General features: G+C 67.5%; 15 protein-coding genes. 4 read left to right on the top strand and 11 right to left on the bottom strand.

Features of this window, described 5'->3' with window-relative positions:
• The first annotated feature begins 2 nt into the window (after positions 1-2).
• Positions 3-644: a helix-turn-helix domain-containing protein gene (locus AB0H43_RS28695; RefSeq protein ID WP_360004322.1), complete on the top strand. Its 642-nt coding sequence runs from the start codon at positions 3-5 to the stop codon at positions 642-644.
• A gap of 2 nt (positions 645-646) precedes the next feature.
• Here AB0H43_RS28695 and AB0H43_RS28690 read toward each other — a convergent pair whose 3' ends face one another.
• Entirely contained in the window at positions 647-1999 is a 1353-nt protein-coding gene (locus tag AB0H43_RS28690; protein ID WP_360004320.1) for an NAD(P)/FAD-dependent oxidoreductase, read from the bottom strand.
• Between the two features lie 167 nt (positions 2000-2166).
• Between AB0H43_RS28690 and AB0H43_RS28685 the strand changes: the two genes are divergently transcribed.
• The gene (locus AB0H43_RS28685; RefSeq protein ID WP_360004318.1) at positions 2167-2778 is read left to right on the top strand and encodes a TMEM175 family protein; all 612 of its coding nucleotides are present in this window, start codon (positions 2167-2169) and stop codon (positions 2776-2778) included.
• A gap of 25 nt (positions 2779-2803) precedes the next feature.
• A complete protein-coding gene (locus tag AB0H43_RS28680) occupies positions 2804-3136 on the top strand; it encodes a cupin domain-containing protein (RefSeq protein ID WP_360004316.1) in 333 nt (110 codons plus the stop codon).
• On the opposite strand, the gene AB0H43_RS28675 is transcribed toward AB0H43_RS28680, so the two are convergent.
• Positions 3133-4089 (bottom strand): alpha/beta hydrolase, encoded by a 957-nt coding sequence (locus AB0H43_RS28675; protein ID WP_360004314.1) that lies wholly within the window; start codon positions 4087-4089, stop codon positions 3133-3135. The genes AB0H43_RS28680 and AB0H43_RS28675 overlap by 4 nt on opposite strands.
• A 64-nt stretch (positions 4090-4153) precedes the next feature.
• Between AB0H43_RS28675 and AB0H43_RS28670 the strand changes: the two genes are divergently transcribed.
• Positions 4154-4708: a TetR/AcrR family transcriptional regulator gene (locus tag AB0H43_RS28670; protein WP_360004312.1), complete on the top strand. Its 555-nt coding sequence runs from the start codon at positions 4154-4156 to the stop codon at positions 4706-4708.
• Between the two features lie 141 nt (positions 4709-4849).
• Here AB0H43_RS28670 and AB0H43_RS28665 read toward each other — a convergent pair whose 3' ends face one another.
• From AB0H43_RS28665 to AB0H43_RS28625, 9 genes are all read right to left on the bottom strand, one after another.
• Positions 4850-5389 carry a hypothetical protein gene (locus tag AB0H43_RS28665; protein WP_360004310.1) on the bottom strand — a complete coding sequence of 180 codons (540 nt, stop codon included), beginning with the start codon at positions 5387-5389 and terminating at the stop codon, positions 4850-4852.
• A 24-nt stretch (positions 5390-5413) separates the two neighbouring features.
• Complete coding sequence (locus tag AB0H43_RS28660) at positions 5414-12328, bottom strand: polymorphic toxin-type HINT domain-containing protein (protein ID WP_360004308.1); 6915 nt, start codon at positions 12326-12328, stop codon at positions 5414-5416.
• A 145-nt stretch (positions 12329-12473) separates the two neighbouring features.
• Positions 12474-16910, bottom strand: a complete 4437-nt coding sequence (locus tag AB0H43_RS28655) for a LamG-like jellyroll fold domain-containing protein (protein ID WP_360004306.1) — start codon at positions 16908-16910, stop codon at positions 12474-12476.
• A gap of 175 nt (positions 16911-17085) precedes the next feature.
• A complete protein-coding gene (amaP, locus tag AB0H43_RS28650) occupies positions 17086-17661 on the bottom strand; it encodes an alkaline shock response membrane anchor protein AmaP (protein ID WP_360004304.1) in 576 nt (191 codons plus the stop codon).
• Positions 17661-18194, bottom strand: coding sequence for a DUF6286 domain-containing protein (locus tag AB0H43_RS28645; protein WP_360004303.1), 534 nt, complete (start codon positions 18192-18194; stop codon positions 17661-17663). The genes amaP and AB0H43_RS28645 overlap by 1 nt, the downstream gene beginning before the upstream one ends.
• A gap of 12 nt (positions 18195-18206) precedes the next feature.
• The gene (locus AB0H43_RS28640) at positions 18207-18578 is read right to left on the bottom strand and encodes a hypothetical protein (RefSeq protein WP_360004301.1); all 372 of its coding nucleotides are present in this window, start codon (positions 18576-18578) and stop codon (positions 18207-18209) included.
• Complete coding sequence (locus tag AB0H43_RS28635) at positions 18575-18766, bottom strand: hypothetical protein (protein WP_360004299.1); 192 nt, start codon at positions 18764-18766, stop codon at positions 18575-18577. Before AB0H43_RS28635 ends, AB0H43_RS28640 begins: the two co-directional genes overlap by 4 nt.
• A complete protein-coding gene (locus AB0H43_RS28630; protein WP_360004297.1) occupies positions 18763-19299 on the bottom strand; it encodes a hypothetical protein in 537 nt (178 codons plus the stop codon). The genes AB0H43_RS28635 and AB0H43_RS28630 overlap by 4 nt, the downstream gene beginning before the upstream one ends.
• Positions 19299-19763, bottom strand: coding sequence for an Asp23/Gls24 family envelope stress response protein (locus AB0H43_RS28625; protein WP_360004295.1), 465 nt, complete (start codon positions 19761-19763; stop codon positions 19299-19301). The genes AB0H43_RS28630 and AB0H43_RS28625 overlap by 1 nt, the downstream gene beginning before the upstream one ends.
• Between the last annotated feature and the right edge of the window lie 139 nt (positions 19764-19902).

Here is a 19902-nt window from a genome sequence, read left to right as displayed (position 1 = left end):
GCGTGACCACGGGAACCAAGCCGCTCCGGGCGGATGCCGCGCGCAACCGCGACCGGCTCCTCGCCGCCGCGGGCGAGGTCTTCGCCGAGCGCGGACTGGACGCTCCGCTGGAGGAGATCGCCCGCCGGGCGGGGGTGAGCATCGGCACGCTCTACAACCACTTCCCCACCCGCGACAGCCTGTTCGACGCGATCTTCCCGGCGCGGATGGCCGTGCTGGACGCGGCCGCGGCGCGGGCGCTCGCCGATCCGGATGCCTGGGCGGGCTTCGTCGCGTTCACCGAGACGCTCTTCGCCTTGCACGCGGAGGACCGAGGGCTCAACGACGCGCTGGCGCAACGCGTACCGCTGTCGCCGGGGGTCGTCGACGCCTGCCATCGCTGTTTCCAGCACATCGAACAGCTGGTGGCGCGGGCGAAGCAGAGCGGTGCGCTGCGCGACGACTTCGAGGTCGCCGACTACGCCGCGTTGATCTGGGCGATGTCCCAGGTGATCCGGGAGAGCGCCGGGAGCGCTCCGGACTCGTGGCGGCGGACGCTGGCCTTCTTCGTGGACGGGCTACGGTCCGGCGCGGCCCATCCGCTGCCCGTCCCGGCGCTCACGCCGAAGCAGCTCGCCGCGATCATGGCCGCGCCACCCGACTGACGCTAACCGGCCGCGGCGTCCTCGCGTACCAGCTGAAGGTGCTCTTGCGGATCACCGCCCGTGACGAAGGCGCGGCGCGGGTGCTGCACCGAGGCGAGCGAGACGATGTCGCGGCCGAACGCCACGGCGGTCAGCCAGATCGCCGCCACCCGGACCTTGCGCTCCCAGCTCGGCACCGCGAGCACGTGGTATCCACGATGGACGAGCCAGGCGAGCGGGCCCTTGAGGACGAGCCGGCGGTACTGGAAGATGCCGCGGCCGAGGCCCAGCGTGGCGATCGTGCCGAGGCTGTGGTGCAGGTAGGGCTTCACCTTGCGCCCCCGCAGGCTCGCGAGGATGTTACGCGCGAGCAGCTTGCCCTGCCGCACCGCGTGCTGGGCGTTCGGCACGGTGATCGCGCCGTGACCCAACGCCAGGTCGGGCACGGCCGCGTCGTCGCCCGCACCCCACGCGTCCGGCACCGGCTCGGCCTCGGTGCCCACGCGCAGGTCCGCGCGCACGACGAGCAGGCCACGATCGTTGATCGGCAGATCGGTGTGGCTGCGGACCATCGGATTCGCGCCGTTGCCGGCGGTCCAGACGATCAGGTCCGTGTCGAACTCCTCCCCGGTCGACAGCACCACATGCCCGCCGGTCGCCGAGAGCACCTGGGCGTTCAGGTGGACGTGGCCACCGCGCTTCTCCAGCGAGCGGACGACCCACCGCCCCGGCCCATCGGTGACCTCGGGCAGGATCCGGCCGCGGGCCTCCACCAGGTGGAAGGCCAGCTCACTCTGGTCGATCTCCGGGTACGCCTGGAGCAGCGACGTGGCCAGCGACAAGAGTTCGCCGAACCCCTCGACACCGGAGAACCCGCCACCGACGAACGCGACGGTGAGCAGCCGCTGCCGCTGCGGTCCCGGCGGCAGCGCCGAGGCGCGGTCGAACGCGGTCAGCAGCCGGTCCCGGATCGCGACCGCCTCCTCGACGTGCTTCATGCCGATCGCCTGCTCGGCCACGCCGGGGATGGCGAACTTGCGGGTCACCGCACCGGCGGTGACGACGATGACGTCGTAGCCGAGCGGGAAGGGTTCACCGTCGGCCGGCTGGACCGTGACGGTGCGGTGCGCGTGGTCGATCTGCGTGACCGAACCGGCGACGAGCCTCGTCTTGCGCAGATGCCGCCGCAGCGACACCGCGGCGTGCCGGGCCTCGACCGAACCGGCCAGCACCTCGGGCAGGAACGGCTGGTACGTCATGTACGGCCGCGGATCGACCACGATGATCCGAGCCTCGTCCCGGCGGAGCCGCCGCTCCAGCTTCCAGGCGGTGTAGAAACCGGCGTACCCGCCGCCGACCACCAGAATGGTTCGCATTCGGTCCTCCATGTGATGCCGTGTCGCGCACTCACCCCCTAGACCGGACAGCCCCCGGCTTTGTGACAGCCGCCGGTGTGACGGCGCCGGTTTGTGACAGTCGTCGCTCCGCGTCGTTGCTGTAGAAGACGCGTCACTCACGCCGGCATCGTCGGAAGGGCGGATCCATGCGAACCAGTCGACTCGAGGCGTTCAGCGACGGTGTGCTGGCGATCATCATCACGATCATGGTGCTGGAGCTCAAGCCCCCGGCCGGGCACGAACTGTCCGACCTCCTCCACACCACCGGCGTCGGCCTGCTGACCTACCTGCTCAGCTTCGTCTACGTCGGGATCTACTGGAACAACCATCATCACATGTTCCACCTGGTCCAGCGGGTCACCGGGGCGATCCTGTGGGCCAACCTCGCGCTGCTGTTCTGCCTGTCCCTGTTCCCGTTCACGACGGCGTGGATGGACGAGTCGAACTTCGCGCACACCCCGGTCGTGATCTACGGCGTGAACCTGCTCGCCGCCGCGATCGCGTACTTCGTGCTGCAGTCGGTGATCATCCGGCACCAGGGCTCGCAGTCGCCGCTGCGCAAGGCCGTCGGCCGCGACGTCAAGGGCAAACTCTCGCCGATCTTCTACCTCACCGGCATCTTCAGCGCGCTCGTGATCGACCCGCACGGCGACGTCGGCGTCGCCATCGCACTGGCCTGCTTCGTCGGCGTCGCGATCATGTGGATCGTCCCCGATCGCCGCATCGACCGGGTCGTGCACCAAATCGAGGACCGCTGAGGTCGGCGAGTCTAGGGTCGGAACCATGAACAAGCTTTCGCTGGTGGCGTCCGGACGTGAGCAGCTGGACCGGGCCCAGCGGTCCGGATCGGGCCGGGCCGCCGTCACGGTCTACGGCGGACACGAGCACGTCCTGCGGCAGACGGTCATCGCCATCGCGGCCGGAGCCGAACTCGCCGAACACGTGAACCCTGGTGAGGCGACCGTCTTCGTCATCGACGGCCGCGTACGCCTGACCGGAGCGACCGCCAGCTGGGAGGGGCTCGCCGGGGATCTGCTGATCGTGCCGGACGAGCCCCATTCGCTGAGCGCTTTGGAGGACGCGGTCGTTCTGCTGACCGTCGCCAAGCTCGGCTAGCGGCGCAGGTGGTCACGAAGGAACTCGAGAATCTCCCGGCGAGCCGGGCGGGCAGCCGGAATCAGTCCGGGCGTACTGATGAACCCGTGGACGGCCCGCGGATACACGGTCAGCCGCGCGGCCGAGCCATCCGCTCGCAGCCGTTCCGCGTACGCCCGGCCCTGGTCGAGCGCGGCGTCCAGCTCCCCCACCACGATTAGAGCGGGCGGGAGGTCCGCCAGGTTGTCGGCCTTCACCGGAGACACGGCGCTGGGGTCGACGGTGGACGGAATAGCCAGCCGGTGGGCGGTACGCCACTCCCCCAGCGACAGCCCCGGATTCCCACCGTTCGCCGCGACGGAGGGATAGTCGGCCCGCGTCTCCGACCAGTCGGTGCCGGGGTAGGCCAAAACCTGGGCGTGGATCGGCGGCCCGTCCTTCCGAGCACGCAAGGCGACGAGCGTGGCGATCGTGCCCCCGGCGCTTTCGCCGAAGACGGCCACGGCCGCCGGGTCGACTCCCCAGCCGAACGGGTCGCCGACCAGCCGGGCGAGCGTCTCGTACGCGTCGTCGACCTGCGTGGGCATCGGATGTTCCGGAGCCAGGCGGTACGCCACCGACACGACGATCGCCGGCAGGCTAGCCGCCAGATGACTGTTGAGCCAGTCGTTCTGGGCCGGGAGGCCGACGATGAATCCGCCGCCATGCAACGACAGGATCAACGGCAGCTTCGCCGACGCGGCGTTCTTCGGCCGATGCACTCGCAGGGTGAGCCGCCGTCCCGGCAGGTCGATCTGGTGCTCCTCGATGCGCGTACGCCGGTCGGGCCAGCCCGTGATGATCCGCGCCACGCGGGAGGCGCGGATCCGATTCACCTTCGCTCGGATCGCGACGACCTCCTCGTCGGTGACGGCGTCCCAGTCCAGCGTGTCGCGCAGGACGAGGCGGGCACGAAGCGGCGCACTACCAGGCATGACGGTCCTCCCGAAGTCGATTACGCTACTAACGGTAGCGTAATCGTGAGGATAATCTGATCTCGTGCCCGCATCCACCGCGTCCTCGGCCGGGCGGCCGCGAACGGACTTGAACGCGACGGTCTTCGCCGCCACCCTGCGCGCTGTGCACGACTTGGGCTACGCGGGAGCGACGATGGACCGCATCGCGGAGGCGGCCGGGGTCGCCAAGACGACGCTCTACCGTCGCTGGCCGTCCAAGGGCGCCCTCGTCGTGGACTGCCTCCTCGACGCGCTCGGTCCAGTGCCCGTCTCCGGCGTACGCCGGGAGGAGATCATGGCCACGGCGATCCGCTGGATCGCGGCGAAGATCGGTGAGCCCGGCGTCGGCGCGGCGTTCGCCGGCGTGTTCAGCGACGCCGTCAGCGATCCGGCACTCCGGACCATCCTGGCCGGTCGCTTCCAGGAGCCCTATCGGCATGCGCTACAGGGGGCCCTGGACGAGCCCGACGACCGGGTCCTGCTGTTCATCGACGTCGTCACCGGGACGTTGCTGCATCGGATGGGCATGACCGGCGAACCGATGCAAGGGTCGGATGTGGACGCGCTCACGGAGATGGTCCTGCGCACCTTCGCCTGAAATCGGCCGGCGAAATGTGATGACGCCAGCCTCCGGTTTCAGATGCGGCAACGACGCCCGAACGTGACGGCATGCCGGTCACGAGGCGTGGACCGATTCAAGTGTCCGGACCACGCCTCGTACACCGACAGTCGATGCGTCCTATGCCCAGTCCACGGCCGCGAAACGAAGCCCCGTAATGCCGGCGGCTTCGATCGCTATCCGCACGTCTTCGCCAAGGAATACGTCAGGATACATCTCTGGAATGCGGAAGATCCGATTTCTCAGCCGGTCGGCCGCGGCCCTGCGGAAAGCGGGAAAGCGCATGATCTCGTACGTCGGGAACTTATCGATGATCGATTTTTCGCGATCAACTAGATCCTCCAGGACAGTAGTGACTTGCACTGCCGTGAGCCGGTTGCTCCGGAACGTCCCCGTCGCATAATCCCGAAGATCCGCCTTGCCAATTTGCTCGAGCAGGAGGAGGCTCCGGTCGTCGCAAACCCAGTCCAGTAGTTCCCCATGCGAGAACACATTGGGCACGCGACCGGCGTCGCCCTCCTCCCACTCGAACGTCAACTCCGCTCCAACCTGGGGGTATGGCATATTCCAATCGTGCTCGACACTGTCCAACGGTAGCGCATCAGTTCCACCGAACAGCATCCCGTACTCATCAACATCGAGCTCGACCAGAAAGACCATTTCACTGCCAACTTTCGGAGGAAATCAACCCCAGATAAAATCATCCACTTGCGATAGTTCTTGCTTCGTCGCGGCTAGGAAATCCAGCACTCCCTGCTTGCCACCCGCGCGGTCCGCTGCTCGAATTTCTGCGTTCAGCCAAGCATAGTAAGTGTGACGGAACGTTGCACTGTGTCCCTTTTGACTCATCCAGACGCCGTTCTCTGCCGAGTTGATGTCGATACCATGCTTCTTGAGCAGACGCTGTGCCGGCGCGGCGAGTTTTGACCCGCATGGAACGATATGATGCGCTTGGGCATCGATATTCGCTGGCTTGGCCTCACCGTTGCGAGTGAGATTCCTACCCAGCTTCGCGCTATCACAGTTGTGGACGAGGACTGGGGCCGAGTCGACCACCACGTAATAGGTGTGGACGACGTCCACGGTCAGGTCGAACATCTGGCGATCGCCGACGAAGCTGACGACCGACGCCACTCGCATGGCAGCGCCGGCGGGCCGGTCTGCGACTCGCAAGCTGTGGCCGACCTTCAGGTCGGCGGCGTCGACCCACTTCTTGGCCGTATCGTCCCAGAACGGGTGGTGCCAGGTCGTCGAGATCGTCGACGTCTGGCCGTCCTCATCGACGACGGTGACGTCGGTGAGGTCCTTGTCCTGGTTGATGTGCCGGGTGGAGACGGTCTCTTCGGTGGTCTTGCCGCTCTCCGGGTCGGTTGCCACCACCTTGTCGCCGGTGGTCAGCTGCTCGATCGGCTTGACCGTTCCGTCCGCGAGCAGCACGAGCGTTCCGGCTGCGAAGCTGTGCTTGCAGCTTTCGGCGCCTTCCTTCGCAGCTTCCTTCGCTTCCCGCTTCGCCCTGGCCTCGGCGGCTTCCTTCGCCGCCCTTCGCGCTTCCGCTTCCGCCTTCGCCTTGGCCGCCTTCGCGGCCGCTTCGGCTTCGGCCTTGGCCCTTCGTGCCGCGGCTAGTCGTTCGGCCGCTTCCCGGGCTGCCTTGCGGGCGAGCTGGTAGTACTCCTCAACCTGGGCGAAGATGCGCTTGGCCCACTTGAGTTTCTCCCAGAAGGCGTTGACCGCCGACCACGCTCGCTCGATCGCCTTGACGAGCTTGGGGAGTTTGAAGATCTTTCCCCACGGGATGATGTTCGCGACGATCGAGATGCAGGCGACGATGTCGCCCTTCTGGAAGCAGTCGAGGATGTCGTTGATCCCCAGCAGCTCCTTCAGGATCTCGCCGCCCGCCTCCAGGATGATGTCCAGGATCGACATCTTCTGGATGCGCTTCGCCTCGTCCAGCATCGCCTGGATGTCCGGCGGCAGGGTGATCTCACCCTCGCCGGTCTCGTCCGTGGTGTCTCCGCCGGTCCCGCCGGCGTCGCCGTCCTCCTTCAGCATCAGGCCCGACGGATCGGAGAAGCTGGTCGGATTGTTGTTGGCGTACGCGTAGCCGTGCATCTGTTGCGGGTCGCCCTGATCGATGATCGGGTCGACGGAGATGAACCGTCCGGTGAGCGAGTCGTATTCGCGGGCCCCGAGGTGCACGAGACCGGTGGCGTCGTTGGTGCCGCCGACGAAGCCTTGACTGCCGGTCCAGTTCGGGGTCGTCCGAAGCTCGCCGAACGGCGTGTAGCGCCGACGGTCGATCGTCGCCGTGTTGGCGGCGTCGATCGAGACGACAGCGGTCTGCTGGCTGTTGGAGCAGAGCCACTTCAGTCCGGTGGCCGTACGCGCGGCGACGGTCTGGCCGGCGAAGTCGTAGTACCTCGTGGCCGTCTTGACCGTGCCACTGAGCTTGACCTCGGTGTCGCCGATCCAGGCGGTGACGGTGCTGCCGTCCTTCTGCAGCAGCCGGTTGCCCGCCGGGTCGTAGATGTAGCTGGTGGTCTTGGTTCCCTCGACGACCTTCGCCAGAGTGCCGTCGGAGTTCCAGGTCAACTGCTGCAATGCACCGGACGCGGTCGGCCGCTGGGTGGTGTTGCCGGCGTTGTCGTACTTGTAGTCGTACGCGCGGGTGCCGGCCGCGTCCGTCACCTTGATCTGGCTCAGGGAGTGCGGCTTGTCGCCGCCCGCCGACGGGTAGACGTACTCGGTCTTGACGTCGGTGCCGCCCGTGGTGATGGCGTGCTTGATCTGTTCGGTGCGGTTTCCGACGGTGATCTCGTTGTTCTGGCCGCTGGTGTCGTACTTCCAGGTGTGCCAGTAGGGTGCTGGCCCGCCCAGCGTTCCACTGGTCGGCTGCGAGGCGCAGTCGTTGCTGCTCGGTGTGTACGCCTGCTTGAGGCGCCGCTTCTCGTCATAGTTGAAGCACTGCGTGTCGGTGGTGCCGCCACCGGTGGTCACCAGTTGCGTCAGGTCACCGATCGCGTTGTAGGTGTACGCCTCCTTGTGCGAGTTGCCCAGACCACCGTCCCGGGTGACGAAGATGCTCTCGGTACGCCGGGAGCCTTCCTCATAGGTGTAGTTGAGATTGACCCGCTTCGGATACGTGCCCAGCACCAGCTTGCTCACCTCGCCGTACGAGGTGTAGAAGGCCGTGTTGACGTAGGTCCCGAGCTCCGACGACATCGACAGGGGCAGGCCCTCGGCCGTGTAGCCGTAGGTGAAGGTCTCCTGCGGGAGGTCGCCGATCTGCGGTGAGGTGGAAGTCGCCGGGGAGCCGTCCGGGTTGTAGGTCGTGCTGAAGGTGTACGACCCCGCCAGCAGACCCTCCGACGGAGGAAGCGTGACCGTGGTCCCGGTCGGCCGGTACGCGGTGTCGTATCCCTGGACCGAGACGGTGTACGGATTGCCGTCGACGTACCGGGTGGACGACGTCGGCGCGCCCTTGACCAGGGTGTCGAAGGTGGCCTCGGTCAGGATCGTGCCGGTCTCCGAGTCCTTCCGGGTCCGGATCACCCGGCCCAGATCGTCGTACTCGTAGTAGGTCTTCTGACCGACGTCGGTCTGCGGGTCGATGTTGCCCTCGCTGTAGACCACGTCATTGGCGTCGTTGTACGAGACCCGGCTCTTGCCCTTGTCCGGGTCCGTACTCTCGATCAGGCGCCCGCGGACGTCGTACTTATATGTCCACTTGTTGTTCGCGGAGTCCCAGATCTCGGTCTGCTGGCTACGACGATTGAACTTGTACTGCGTACGGGTGAAGGCTCCGGTGACGCTGCCGGAGGTGAACTCCTTCAGTTCCGTCGCCCGTCCCAGAGAGTCGAAGGTGACCTGGGTCGGTGTGCCGCCCGAGGGCGGGATGGACGTGATCCGGTCGCCCTCGAAGACGGCTTTGCTTCGCCACTGCTCGACGCCCTTCTTCAGATAGATCTGGTCGGTGACCCGACCAGATCCGTCATAGACAGTCTTGACCATCGCGGGGATCGTCGCGTCGTCGAACGACTGGTACGTGTCGGCCGGCGCGGCCGGATCCCAGAAGCCCGAGTGCTGCTTGACTACCTGGCCACGCGAGTTGTAGAAGGTGCTGGACACCGTCCGGCCGCCGCCCGGCGCCGCGACCTGGGTCTGCACGGACCGCATAAGTCCGTCGAACAGCTCGATCGACACGTTGTACGAGCCGTCGGAGCGAATGCTCCGGGTGGTCACAGCGTTGGTTCCGTCGGCCTGCCGGATCTTGTAGTCGATGAAGGAGTTCGGCTGGTCCACGCCCTTCGTTCGGCCGGGGAGCCAGGACCGCACGAGGCGGCCGAGTCCGTCGTACTCCAGCTCCGTCGTACGTCCGTTGGCGTCGATCTGCTTCAGCGGCGCGCCGTTGCCGACCTCGAACAGAGTCCGGGTCTCATGCCCGAGCGGGTTGATCGTCTTGACCTCGGTGACCGGCCCGCCGGTCGCCGGCGTGTAGACCGTCTGGGTCAGCTTTCCGGCGGAGTCCCACTGCTTGACACCCCGGCCGTACGCGTCCGGCTCGATTTTGGTGACCTGGATGTACTCCCGGCCGGACGGTGTCCATTTCTTGATCTCCTCGACGGAGGTCACATCGCCCTTGGCGACGGCCATCGTCGACGACCACGTCGTCGCGCCGTCGTACAAGGTGCGCTGGTCGGAGATGATGTCCTGCTCGCTGGCGACCTCGGCCGTCAGGGTGCCGTCCGGATTCAGGTCGGGCACCGCCGAGCAGTCGAGAGCGTACTTCTCCGTCCGGATCGCGAAGGTCGTGCCGGGCGCGTAGGTGATCCGAGTGCATTCCTCGTCACCGCTGACCGTCTCGTCCCCGAGGTCCGACAGCTTGGTCACCATGCCCAGGCTGTTGAAAGACTTGGTGATCTTGTTGACGCGGGTCGAGTTGTAGGTCTTCGACTGCACCCGCGTCGAAGCCACCTGGGTGAAGGCGGCCTTCACGGTGGCCCACGTGTGCGTCTCGGTTGCGGTCGGGGTCGACACCCAGCCGTCGGAGATACTCCGCGTCAGCACCGTGCCGCCGTCGGCCGAGTACGAGATGACCTCACGGGGTTGTCCGGCCAACTCGGGCAGGTCCGCGACGACGCCGCCGAGGCCGTCGGTGATGTTGGTGTCGGACGCCGGGCGCTTCGACGCGGGATTGGACGGATTGTCGCGGTCGCCGTCCATCCCCCGGTAGTACCGGGTCACCTCCAAGGTCTTGCCGTCGGTGGCGTTGCCGGTTCTGGTCTCGACGAGTCCGTAGCCCCGCCATTGCCCCCACGTCTTCTTCTCCGGCGCGACCAGCCCGTTGTCCTCGTCGTAGTGCCAAGCGGCATTGCCGACGTACTTGTACGCGGTGGTCGTGTTGAGGCCGAGGCCGATGGCGTTGCGGTCTTGCTCGTCGACCTGTGCGACGACGTACTTGTGGAACCAGTAGAGCCCCTCGGTCCCACCGGGCGGCGTCCACCACACCGGCATGCATCGCATGGTGTTGGCCTGCGGACTGGCGGGCAGGTTACTCAGCGAGCACTCGGTCGGCGCGTAGGTGATCACCGTGGAGCCGCCGGTCTCGTTGTCGATGTGGGTCATCCGCCACTTGCGGACGGGGTTGTTGGTCGAGCTGGTGATGCGGTTGTCCGTCGGGGCGCCGTCGAAGACCACCGCCGGCATGGCGGCGTCGGTCGAGCCCAGGTGCCCCGTGTGCACGATCTTCTGCAACCACAGCACCGGCGTGCCGATGTTGTCGCCGGTCGAGGGGAATCCGTGCGTCAACGTCCAGGAGTCGACGTCGTCGTAGGCGGACCCTCGCAGGACGCGCGTGGTCACCTTGCCGAGGCGCTTCGAGGTCCAGAAGGTCGGCGCGAGCTTCGTGCACGCCGAGACGCACTCTTGGTCCCAGGGCACGTCCGGGTAGTCGCCGGGCTTGGCGCACGGCGACCCGGGGACGCACCGCTCGACGGCGTCGAACTTCACCTGCGCGGTCGCCGCGGTAGCCGTCCAGGTCTGCCCGGCGCGCATGCCGTACTCGATCCGGTCGAGCCAGCCGCCGCGGACGTAGGCCTTGTCTACGCCCATGGTCATGGACCGGTACTTGTTGGACTCGGCGCCGTAGAAGTAGGCCATCGTGTTGCCGTGCGTGTCCACGACGTAGTCGAGGTTCCACCGCCAGGCTTGCTGGCACATCGAATCGGCCGGCTTGGTCCGGAAGCAGGGCTCGCCGGTGTTGTTGCCGATGACCGGCGCGGTCCAAGCCGAGTTGCTGTTCGGTGCGCCCGGCATACCGGTGACGCCCGCGCTCGCCGGAAGGGCCGAGAGCTTGTGGAGCCCGAAGAAGTACTGCGTGCCGTCGGTGGTGGTGACCTTCCAGAACTCGCCCTCGGTGCTGCCGTCGACGTTCAGGTCGCCGTTGTCGGCTCCGGTGAGCCGCTCCACCTTGGACCCGTCGTCGTTCTTGAACCGCCACACACCGGTTGTGTCGTCCTTGACGAGCTCCGAGGCACGGCCGTTGAGCGAAATGGTGGCGTTGTCGCTGAACCAGCAGTTGTCGTACGCCGACCAGCCGTCGGCCTGGCAGTCCTTGTACTTGCGTTCGACGTAGCCGGGCCAGTAGTCGAAGCCCTCGCCCAGCCAGGACGGCTGAGTGTTGGCCGACGACACCCGGCCGTCCACCGTTCCCGACGAGTAGGCGAAGCCGACCTGGGGCAGCGGGCCACCGAGCGCCGGGGGCATGGTCATCTGGTAGGACCAGGAGAAGTCGCCGGTCGAACCGCCCGACTTCCAGGTCGCCGACGGCGACAGGCTGGACGCCGCGTAGTCGCCGCCCTCGCCACTCTCGCCCGAAGCGAGTGCCACCATCACGCCGGCTTCGGAGACTGTGATGTCACTGCGCACGGTGTGCTGGGCGGTGTCGTTCGTGCTGGGGAGCACAGTACCCAGGCATTCCGCGCGTCCGGGCGTAGTCAGCGCACAGTCCGGCACCACCATGAGACGGAGCCGGCCGGCCCAGTCCCCGCCATATGCGTCGCGAAACGACGAATAGTCGACCTCGGTCGAGACCGCTGCCACGCTAGCGGCCGAGTCCACTCGGGACATCCGGAAGAGCACGCCGTCGAAGCCGGCTGCGACTGCCTTGTCGTGACCCAGCATCTCCAGGCGTACCTTCGCGGGCGTCGGCGTCGCCTGGCGATCGGCACCTCCCCCCGCGGTTCCCCGCGCCGGGCCGATGCGTACGGGCAACCCATCGGCCTTCACCGCGGCGGTGGATCGCTGCGCGGCGGCGGCCGAGAGGTCCACCTCGACCGCGGAGGGCGTCGGCCAGGCCGGTCGGCTGCCCGCCTTGAGGCTGGCCTTCTCCGCCCGGTTCTCGCCGCGCGGAATGGGCGCGTGATTGGTCGTACGCGTCGCCGCCGGCTCATGCGGTGGCGCGCCCGAGTCGGTGGCGATAGCGGCTCTCGCCTCGGGCGTCCAGCCCATCAGCGACACTGCCAAGATCACCGGCAGCGCGGCCGCGGTCAGGAACACCCACCGCGGGGATCGTCGCCGGGGCTTCCATAACTGAAGTGTCATGACAACTCCTCGGAGGGGACGAGGTGCTACGGATTTCCTCAGGCCGGTCGGGTCGGCCTTGGCATTTTTACCTGCGCATAAATGGATGCCTGATGTGCGGGGACGCCCCCGAAGCATTGCTTCGAGGTCGTCCCCGCCGCTGCGGCTAGGCTGCGCCCGTCGCGTACAGGGCAGCGATCTCCGAATCGCTCAACGCGCGCTCCCAGGCGCGTACGTCGTCGATCTGACCGTCGACGAAGTCCACCCGGGTGCTGTTGGACCGAGCGGCTCCGATGACAAGGTTTCCGCTGGCCGCGACCCCTGTTGTCACGGCGACGCTGCCTTCCAGGACGCCGTTGACATAGAGCCTGGCCTGCCCCATGGACAGGTCGTACACCCCGACGAGGTGGACCCATGTACCGGTCGCGCTCGGAGTCGTCGAGGTCACGGCGGATCCGCTGTACGCACCGCCGTAGATGGCGTTGGACAGGGTGAAGCCCCACTTCCCGGCCGGTGTGGCTTGAAGGTAGAAGGCACTGTAGACGGAGCCTTCCTGCGCCACGACGGTCTGGTACCGGCCGGTCGTGTCGAGGTTGACCCAGGCGGAGACGGTGAAGCTCTGCCGGGTGTTGATCACCGCTCCGTTGGTCCGCGCGTACCCGGTGCTGCCGTCCAGGGTCAGAACACCGCTCATCTGGTGGTTGGCTACCCCATTGGCGGTGATGGCGGCCGAAGCCTGGCGGCCTGAGGCATCGCCTATCGGATTGTCGTAGAGGCGCTTCGTGGTCATGTTCCAGTTCGCCAGAAGGCCGTTGTTCGTCGGCGCCACCGGCCGGAGGAAGAAGGTCTGGCTCGCATAGCCGATGGACTGACACGGCCACTGATGGATCTTGGTTCCGGCGTCGATGCTGGGGCCTTGAATGTCCAAGCACTTGCCGGAGAGGTTCGAGACGAACCGGACCGCGATCTCATTCGGGTCCCGCGCCGTGGAACTGGCGCCGGTGACGTACTCGATCTGGAAGGATTCGTTGCTCTGCCCGGGTGTGCAGGTGTTCTGGATGAGCGGACGTCCGTCGTCGGAGAGCGCTCCGGAGATGTTCAGGCACTTGTCCGGGTCGTGCACTGGATGTAGCCGGACGTACGCCGCCCCACGCTGCTCCAGGGTGTACTGCCCACTGAGGATGCCCGCCGCACACGGCTGCTGAGTATTGATGGCGCCCTCGGTGGACCACGCCCCGTTGACTCCGTCGTGCACGGAGACGCAGAGGCCCGAGTACTTCGAGACCACCTGGTAGCGGGTGGCTCCGGAATGGCTGAGGTCGCCGACGCCGACCGGTCCCACCGCGCCCTGCGTTCTCAGTACAGGCGCCGGGAAGAGATCGACGTTTGGCGAATAGATGATTGTGGTTGTGCCGTCCGGAGCGCGTCTGACCGAGACTCTGATCGTTGGCGACGAGGAGGTCATCGTCCACACACGTTGCTGAGCGGCCCCACAGCAGCGGTAGGTAAGGACCGAGTCCTCCTGGCCGTCGCCTGTCGTGTCACGAAGCGTCAGCTCCGTCGAGCCCGCGCACCAGTATTCGGTGCCGGTACCGGACGTCCATTGTTGGGTGTGCGGGTACCAATGGCCGGGTTGGTCGGTGTCCTCGACGGTGAACGTGTAGATCCCCATGTTGCAGCCACCGAAGTCGTAGGTGGCCACGATCCCCGAGTAGGGCGAGGTCGACGCACCGTAATGGCCGCTCGCGAACTGGGAGTTCGCCCAGCACCAGGCGCTGGTGTTGGTCGAGTCCCAGATGAGGTGACCGGCGGCGAAGAGGGCCTGCCCGGACAGCCTCTCGTGCAGGTACATCGCGGTGCGGCAGGACCCGTGGTCGTAGAACTCGGCGACGTCCGTGCCGGGCTGACCGTCGAACTCGCCCACGACGAGCTTCAGCTTGTTCCAGTCCGACATCGCGAGCTGCGCCAGCCAGTCCGACGGGTTGCCGAACCGCAGCTGGTCGTCGTTGGGCGTGTCGGCGTCGGTGCCGGGGTCGACCCAGGCCACGAAGGTCTTGAGCATCCAGCTGCTCGTCGTGCCGGTCGCCACGATCAGGTCGTCCCGGCCGTCGGCGTCGGCGTCCCCGGCGAGCACCTTCAACGAGGCCAACGCCCACTTGCCGGCGTACGCCGTGCCGGCGGTCTTCGAACTCCAGACCTCGACCTCTCGCAGGCCGGTGCCGTCGGACGTCAGCGCCTTGAGCACGACGTCGTTGGCGCCGTCGGCGACGAACGCCGCGAAGTCGGTCTTGCCGTCGCCGGTGAAGTCGCCCTGTGCCACCTTGGCGTTGGCGCTGCTGTAGGGCGCCCGCATGAGGTACGCGCGCTGTTCCAGCGTGCCGTTGCCGCGGCCGTAGAAGGAGTAGTAGACGCCCTCGGTCGCCGAGAGATCGCGGAACCCGGCGACGTCAGCCTTGCCGTCGCCGTTGACATCGCCACGAACATGGGTGACCGGCGGGGTCGTGCTGTCGAGCGGATCGTAGACGTCGAGCACGTTGGTGCTGTACTGACTTCCGGTGATCGTGACCGCGCGAACGAACAGCTGTCCCGAGCTCGTGGGATAGCCGTCGCCGTCCACTTCCCATCGGGCGACCGGCACGGTCGCCGTGCCATCCGGCCCGGCCGGGACGGTTTGCGCGTTCGGTGATTCGACGGCCTGCTGACTGAAGCCGTAGCGGTAGGCCGCGACCCGGCCCAGGTCTGTCTGCGTCGGCCGGAACGTGAGCCACGTCGTCGATCCGTACCTGAGGATGTTGAAGATCTCGGTACCTGGGCCTTCGGGCTGCTGCGTCTCCAGCCCTTCCACGATCGGCGGGTCGGTAAGGGTCGCCGAGTCGAAGGCGAGCTCGCACACCGCGCTCCAGGCTCCCGCCTCCATCAGCGAGCCGTCGGGATACAGGTCCCAAGGGCGTACGCGGTAGGTGTAGATCTTGGCCACGTCGAGGGGGGCGGCAGGTGCCGCCGACAGCGTGCTGTTCGGGGCGCCCGGGTCGGAGTAAACCGTCGTCTTGGTGCCGGACGACGAGACGAGCTCCAGCTCGATCTTGACGTTCGTCGAGGGCTGCGGCGCCTTGTCGTCGTCCTTGACGTACGCCTTGAACGTCGGCTGGAGCGTGGTCGTCGGGAGGTACTTGCGGTACGCCGCACCGACGCCACAGGAGCCGTCGTCCTGCACCCGGACGCTGGAGACGGCCGGAATGTGGTCGTACTCCAGGTGGATCTTCGGCTTGTGCTCGCCCTCGTTGGAGTCGAACTTCTTCCAGCTCAGGTCGTTGGTGAGGGTGAAGTTGTCCTTGTTGTCGTCGCCTACGGCGTGGATCACCATGGCTGCGGTGCTCCAACCGTTGGCGAACGCGTCGTCGATGACGGGCGCGACGTCGGTGGAGACCCACCCGGCCGCGCAACTGCCGCTGTAGCCCTTCGTCTCGGTGCTGGCCGGCGCGTCCTCGCGCCAGGTCGGCTCGTTGCCCCACTGCACCGAGCCGCTGACCGAGTCGGTCCGGGTGGCTCGCCATCCGAACGCCGTGCAGGACCACGAGTGAAACTCCCAGAGCTGGAGTTTCGCCGAGTAGATCTTCGCGCCCTTGAAGCCCGCCAAATTGTCGAACCGCAGGTAGGACCGCGCTTTGCAGGCGGTGCAGCCGTGCGCGGTGTCGTCGGAGAAGCCGAGCTTGAGCTCGCTGGAGGACTGGTTGTCGCCGACGCTGTAGGTGTTCTGGACGAACTCGTCGAAGCCGGCACCGGGGTCTAGCACCAATCCAGGGTCGACCGTCACCGGGTACCGGGTCGCCGGGTCCCGGAACCAGGCCAGGTCCAGCCCCAGACGAGCCTTGCCCTGCCGCAGACTCAGACCCATGCGAGTCTGCCGCGGCCGCTCGCCGGACCGGCCCGCCGGCTGCGCGTCCCAGGTCAATGGCAGTGGCATCCGTGCGACGACCTTGCCACCGTCGCCGAGCCATTCGCCGGTCCCGTCAGCCTTCGGCGCGAAGATTCCGCGACCGGAGCGGACCGGTAGTTCCAAGCCCGCGACCCGGGCTGCCGCCTCGACGTTCTTGATGACGAAGAACTGCTCGAAACCGCCGGAGCGGGCCTGGACGGTCAGATCCACACCCGGCAGGATCTCCGGATAGGTCGCGGTGTCGCCGTCCAGCCGCGGCTCCGGGATCCGGCCTTGCCAGCCCAGCCCCAGCCGCTGCCCGTTGACCGAGATGGTCGCGAGGTCGTGCTCGCCCTCGGCGGCCGGTCCGGCGAGCACCAAGTCCTTGGGATGCACCTTCGGCCGGATCGTGCCGTCGGCGTTCCGCTCCAACGTCATGTCGAAATCGAGCCATTTGCCATCGCGCTCGAGGCGGACCGGCACGGCGTTGATGTCGGCGGAGGCACGGCCGGAGGGTTCGGCCCAGATGCGAGTGGTGGCGGTGGTCAGGGACAGGATCTCTACCGGCTTGCCCGACTTGTAGGCCGCCTCGTACGCCGCCTGCGGCCAGTACGTCGCGGTCGGCGGGGCCGCCTCGGCGACCTCGGTCCGGGCCAGGACGGCGATCGATGAGGCGACCAAGGTCATCGCTAGGAGCGTACGACTGATTTTGGGCGCAGTTGAACCAGCGAGCATGTTGCTCCCCCGTGAATTGAGCGATGCTGGAGCAGCACGCTAAAGCCCGCCGTAGCGTCTCGTCAATATCCTAAGTAGACACACAGTGCAGCGGCCCAGTTCGGGCCGCTGCACGGTGGAGAAAATCTCAGTGGACGCGTACGCCCGCCTGCCGCTGCGCTTCGAGGTCGAGTCGCACTCGCAGGTCCGGCCGGTCGAGCGCCTGCCGGGCGTGGGCGACCGCGTCCTGCTCGATGCGATCGCGGAGGGCGGCCAGGTCGGCGTCCAGATCGGTGTCGACCTCGATGGCCAGCACCGGATCGTCCGGCTCGCCGACCAGCCGGGCGTGGGCCGACCGCACGCCGCGGTAGCTCTGCACCTCGGTTTGGACCGCGTCGCCGACGGCGGGTGCGGCGAGGGTCACCCGGTCCCGGCCCTCGTCGGCCCGCAACCGCAACTTCCGGACCCGATCGGTGCTGAACAGGATGGCGACGAGCCAGCGCAGTGCCAGGAGCAGCACGATCAGGGCCAGTACGCCCACCACCGGCCACAGCCAGCGCCCGTTGTCCCCGGCGTAGGTCCAGACGCGGTTGGCGGCCAGCAGACGGGCGGCCCGGTCGTCGCCGAATCCGCCGAAGGCGGCCGTCGCCGTGGCCACTCCGGCCGCGAGCAGGAGGAACCCGATGATCGTGAGGACGGTGCGGTTGGTGCGATCGGCGTGCATCAAGACCTCCCGGCGACGGTGACGTTCAGCCGCGGCCGGCGCGACAGGCGCATCCGGTCCAGATGCCGGCCGGCGGACGCGGCGACGTCTTCTTGCAGCGTGACGCGTTCGGGGAGGCTGTCGCGGGCCGAGGCCAGCACGCGAATCCGGTTCCGGCCGACCTTGACCCGTTCGGGCGTCACGCCGTCCACCTCTCCGGCCGCGGCCGTCATGTCCTGCGCGAGTCCACGCCGGGTCACGGCGGCGTCCATGTTGGCGTCCGGGCTGTCGACGGGCAGCCGGCGTATGCGCGACGGCCACAGTTCGAACAGCAGCAGAGCGATCCCCACGAGGGCGAGCAGCAAGCCGGTCGCCTTCAGCGCCGTGTCGTCCCAGCGCGTACGCCGGGCCCAGTCGAGCGCGCTGGGCCAGTCCACCAGGACGGGCCGAGCGCCGACGGCGGCCGCCACGACCTCGATGATGGCGACGACGGACACCGCGATCAGCGCCAGGGCGACGACGATGCCCAGCAACCGGTTGACGATCTTCCTCATGGTCCCCTCCCCCTACGACACCCGGGCGTGTGAGGGCTTCTCCGTGATCAGGTCGGTCACGTCGATCCGCACTTCGCCCACTTCCAGCCCGGTCAGCTCGTGCACCCGGGTCCGCAGGTGACGGCTGAGGTCGGTGGTCGCCTGGACGACCGACGCGGGCCAGCGGACGCCGGCCGTCACGTCGAGGTACGCCCGGCCGCCGTCGACGTGGGCCGACACGGCCGGCCGGTCGTCGAGACCCGACCGGCCGCCGATGTCGGGCACCTCGGTCGCCAGGTACGCCGCGACCTTCGCCACCACCGCCTCCTTGATGTGGATGGCGCCCAGCTCGCGACCGGCCCGATCCTGATCGGGCGGTGCGGCCGTCGCTACCGTGGCGGTCACCGCGCACTCCGTCGCTGCTGCCCGAAGCTGCTCAGCGCGCCCAGGTCGAGTTCGCCGCCGAGCACCTTGGCGACCGCCCAGCCCGCCAACGCGAACAGTCCGACGATCAGCATCTGGCCGAAGCCGACCAGGACGACGACCAGGCCCAGGATCAGGCCGACGGCCGTGCCGACGATTGTTCTGGTCATGATGTGCCCCTCCCCTTGCTCCGCCGACCGGCGCTACCGGCCGTTCCCGGTTCCTGCGGGACTGCTTCCCGCGCGACCGGCTCCTTCGCGATCGGTTCCGCCGCGATGGGTTCCGTCGCCATGGGTTTCGACGTGACTGGTTCCGACGAGGCTGGTTTCGACGTGACTGGTTCCGGCGCGACTGGCTCCTTCGCCGCCGGGGTGCCCGCCGGGGCGTCCTCGCCTGGTTCACCGACCACGTCGGCCACCAGCACGTCCACCGGCCGTCCGCCCGATAGGGGCGCGACCGCGGCGAGCACTGCCGCGCCGATCTCCGGGATGGTCCGGCCCCAGCGCGTCCGGATCTGCACCTCCACCGCGGATTCGGTGACGCGTACGCCGACCACCCGGCGACCTGGTAGGTAGGTCGCCAGTTCGACTGGTGATCCGGCGTAGAGGTCTTCCACTCCGGGGCAGCGGCGTACCGCTTCCACGATCGCGTCGACGTCCACGTCGTCGGTCAGCTGGCCCGGAGTCACGGCCGGCGCCGTCATCACGACACCCGGGCGGGCGTGTTCTGATCTTCGTCGGGTAGGTGCACGTCGTCGACGTTCACGTTGACCTCGACGACTTCCAGGCCGGTCATCCGCTCGACCGACTGCTTGACGTTGCGCTGCACGCTGTGGCCGAGTTCGGCGATGCTCGCTCCGTAGTCGACCACGATGTCGAGGTCGACCGCGGCCTGCGTCTCGCCGACCTCTACGCCGACGCCCTGCGACACGTTCGGCCCCGAGCTGCCGGGGATGCGTTCCCGGATGGCCGCGAACGCCCTCGTCGTGCCGCTGCCCATCGAGTAGACCCCGGAGACCTCCCGGCAGGCCATGCCGGCGATCTTCTGGACCACTCCCTGCGCCACACTGATCTTGCCTTCTTGCGTGGTGAGACGGTCGGTGCCCGTCGTCGCCGGCTTTCCGCTCTCCGGCGGACGGGCTGAGGGCCGTTCCATCGTCTGAGTCATCGCCTGCGCTCCTTCACTCCAGGTGACGGCATGACTACACACTGTTTACCGGAAGAGCCGCGGCTAAACCTTCTCGTCACCGTCACCCGGGGGCATACGCGGAGTCGCCGATAAATGCCCCATTAGTAGCGATGTTCTG

The sequence above is a fragment of the Hamadaea sp. NPDC050747 genome, assembly GCF_040654195.1.
Taxonomy (GTDB): Bacteria; Actinomycetota; Actinomycetes; order Mycobacteriales; family Micromonosporaceae; genus Hamadaea.
Note: the sequence above shows the minus strand (reverse complement) of the source record. Positions and strands in the feature narration are given on the sequence as shown.

Excerpts from the sequence above, each read along its gene's own strand:
- AB0H43_RS28690 (WP_360004320.1), bottom strand. The coding sequence starts at position 1,999 with ATGCGAACCATTCTGGTGGTCGGCGGCGGGTACGCCGGTTTCTACACC.
- AB0H43_RS28685 (WP_360004318.1), top strand. The coding sequence starts at position 2,167 with ATGCGAACCAGTCGACTCGAGGCGTTCAGCGACGGTGTGCTGGCGATC.
- AB0H43_RS28680 (WP_360004316.1), top strand. The coding sequence starts at position 2,804 with ATGAACAAGCTTTCGCTGGTGGCGTCCGGACGTGAGCAGCTGGACCGG.
- AB0H43_RS28675 (WP_360004314.1), bottom strand. The coding sequence starts at position 4,089 with ATGCCTGGTAGTGCGCCGCTTCGTGCCCGCCTCGTCCTGCGCGACACG.
- AB0H43_RS28665 (WP_360004310.1), bottom strand. The coding sequence starts at position 5,389 with ATGGTCTTTCTGGTCGAGCTCGATGTTGATGAGTACGGGATGCTGTTC.
- AB0H43_RS28660 (WP_360004308.1), bottom strand. The coding sequence starts at position 12,328 with ATGACACTTCAGTTATGGAAGCCCCGGCGACGATCCCCGCGGTGGGTG.
- AB0H43_RS28655 (WP_360004306.1), bottom strand. The coding sequence starts at position 16,910 with ATGACCTTGGTCGCCTCATCGATCGCCGTCCTGGCCCGGACCGAGGTC.
- amaP (WP_360004304.1), bottom strand. The coding sequence starts at position 17,661 with ATGCACGCCGATCGCACCAACCGCACCGTCCTCACGATCATCGGGTTC.
- AB0H43_RS28645 (WP_360004303.1), bottom strand. The coding sequence starts at position 18,194 with ATGAGGAAGATCGTCAACCGGTTGCTGGGCATCGTCGTCGCCCTGGCG.
- AB0H43_RS28635 (WP_360004299.1), bottom strand. The coding sequence starts at position 18,766 with ATGACCAGAACAATCGTCGGCACGGCCGTCGGCCTGATCCTGGGCCTG.
- AB0H43_RS28630 (WP_360004297.1), bottom strand. The coding sequence starts at position 19,299 with ATGACGGCGCCGGCCGTGACTCCGGGCCAGCTGACCGACGACGTGGAC.
- AB0H43_RS28625 (WP_360004295.1), bottom strand. The coding sequence starts at position 19,763 with ATGACTCAGACGATGGAACGGCCCTCAGCCCGTCCGCCGGAGAGCGGA.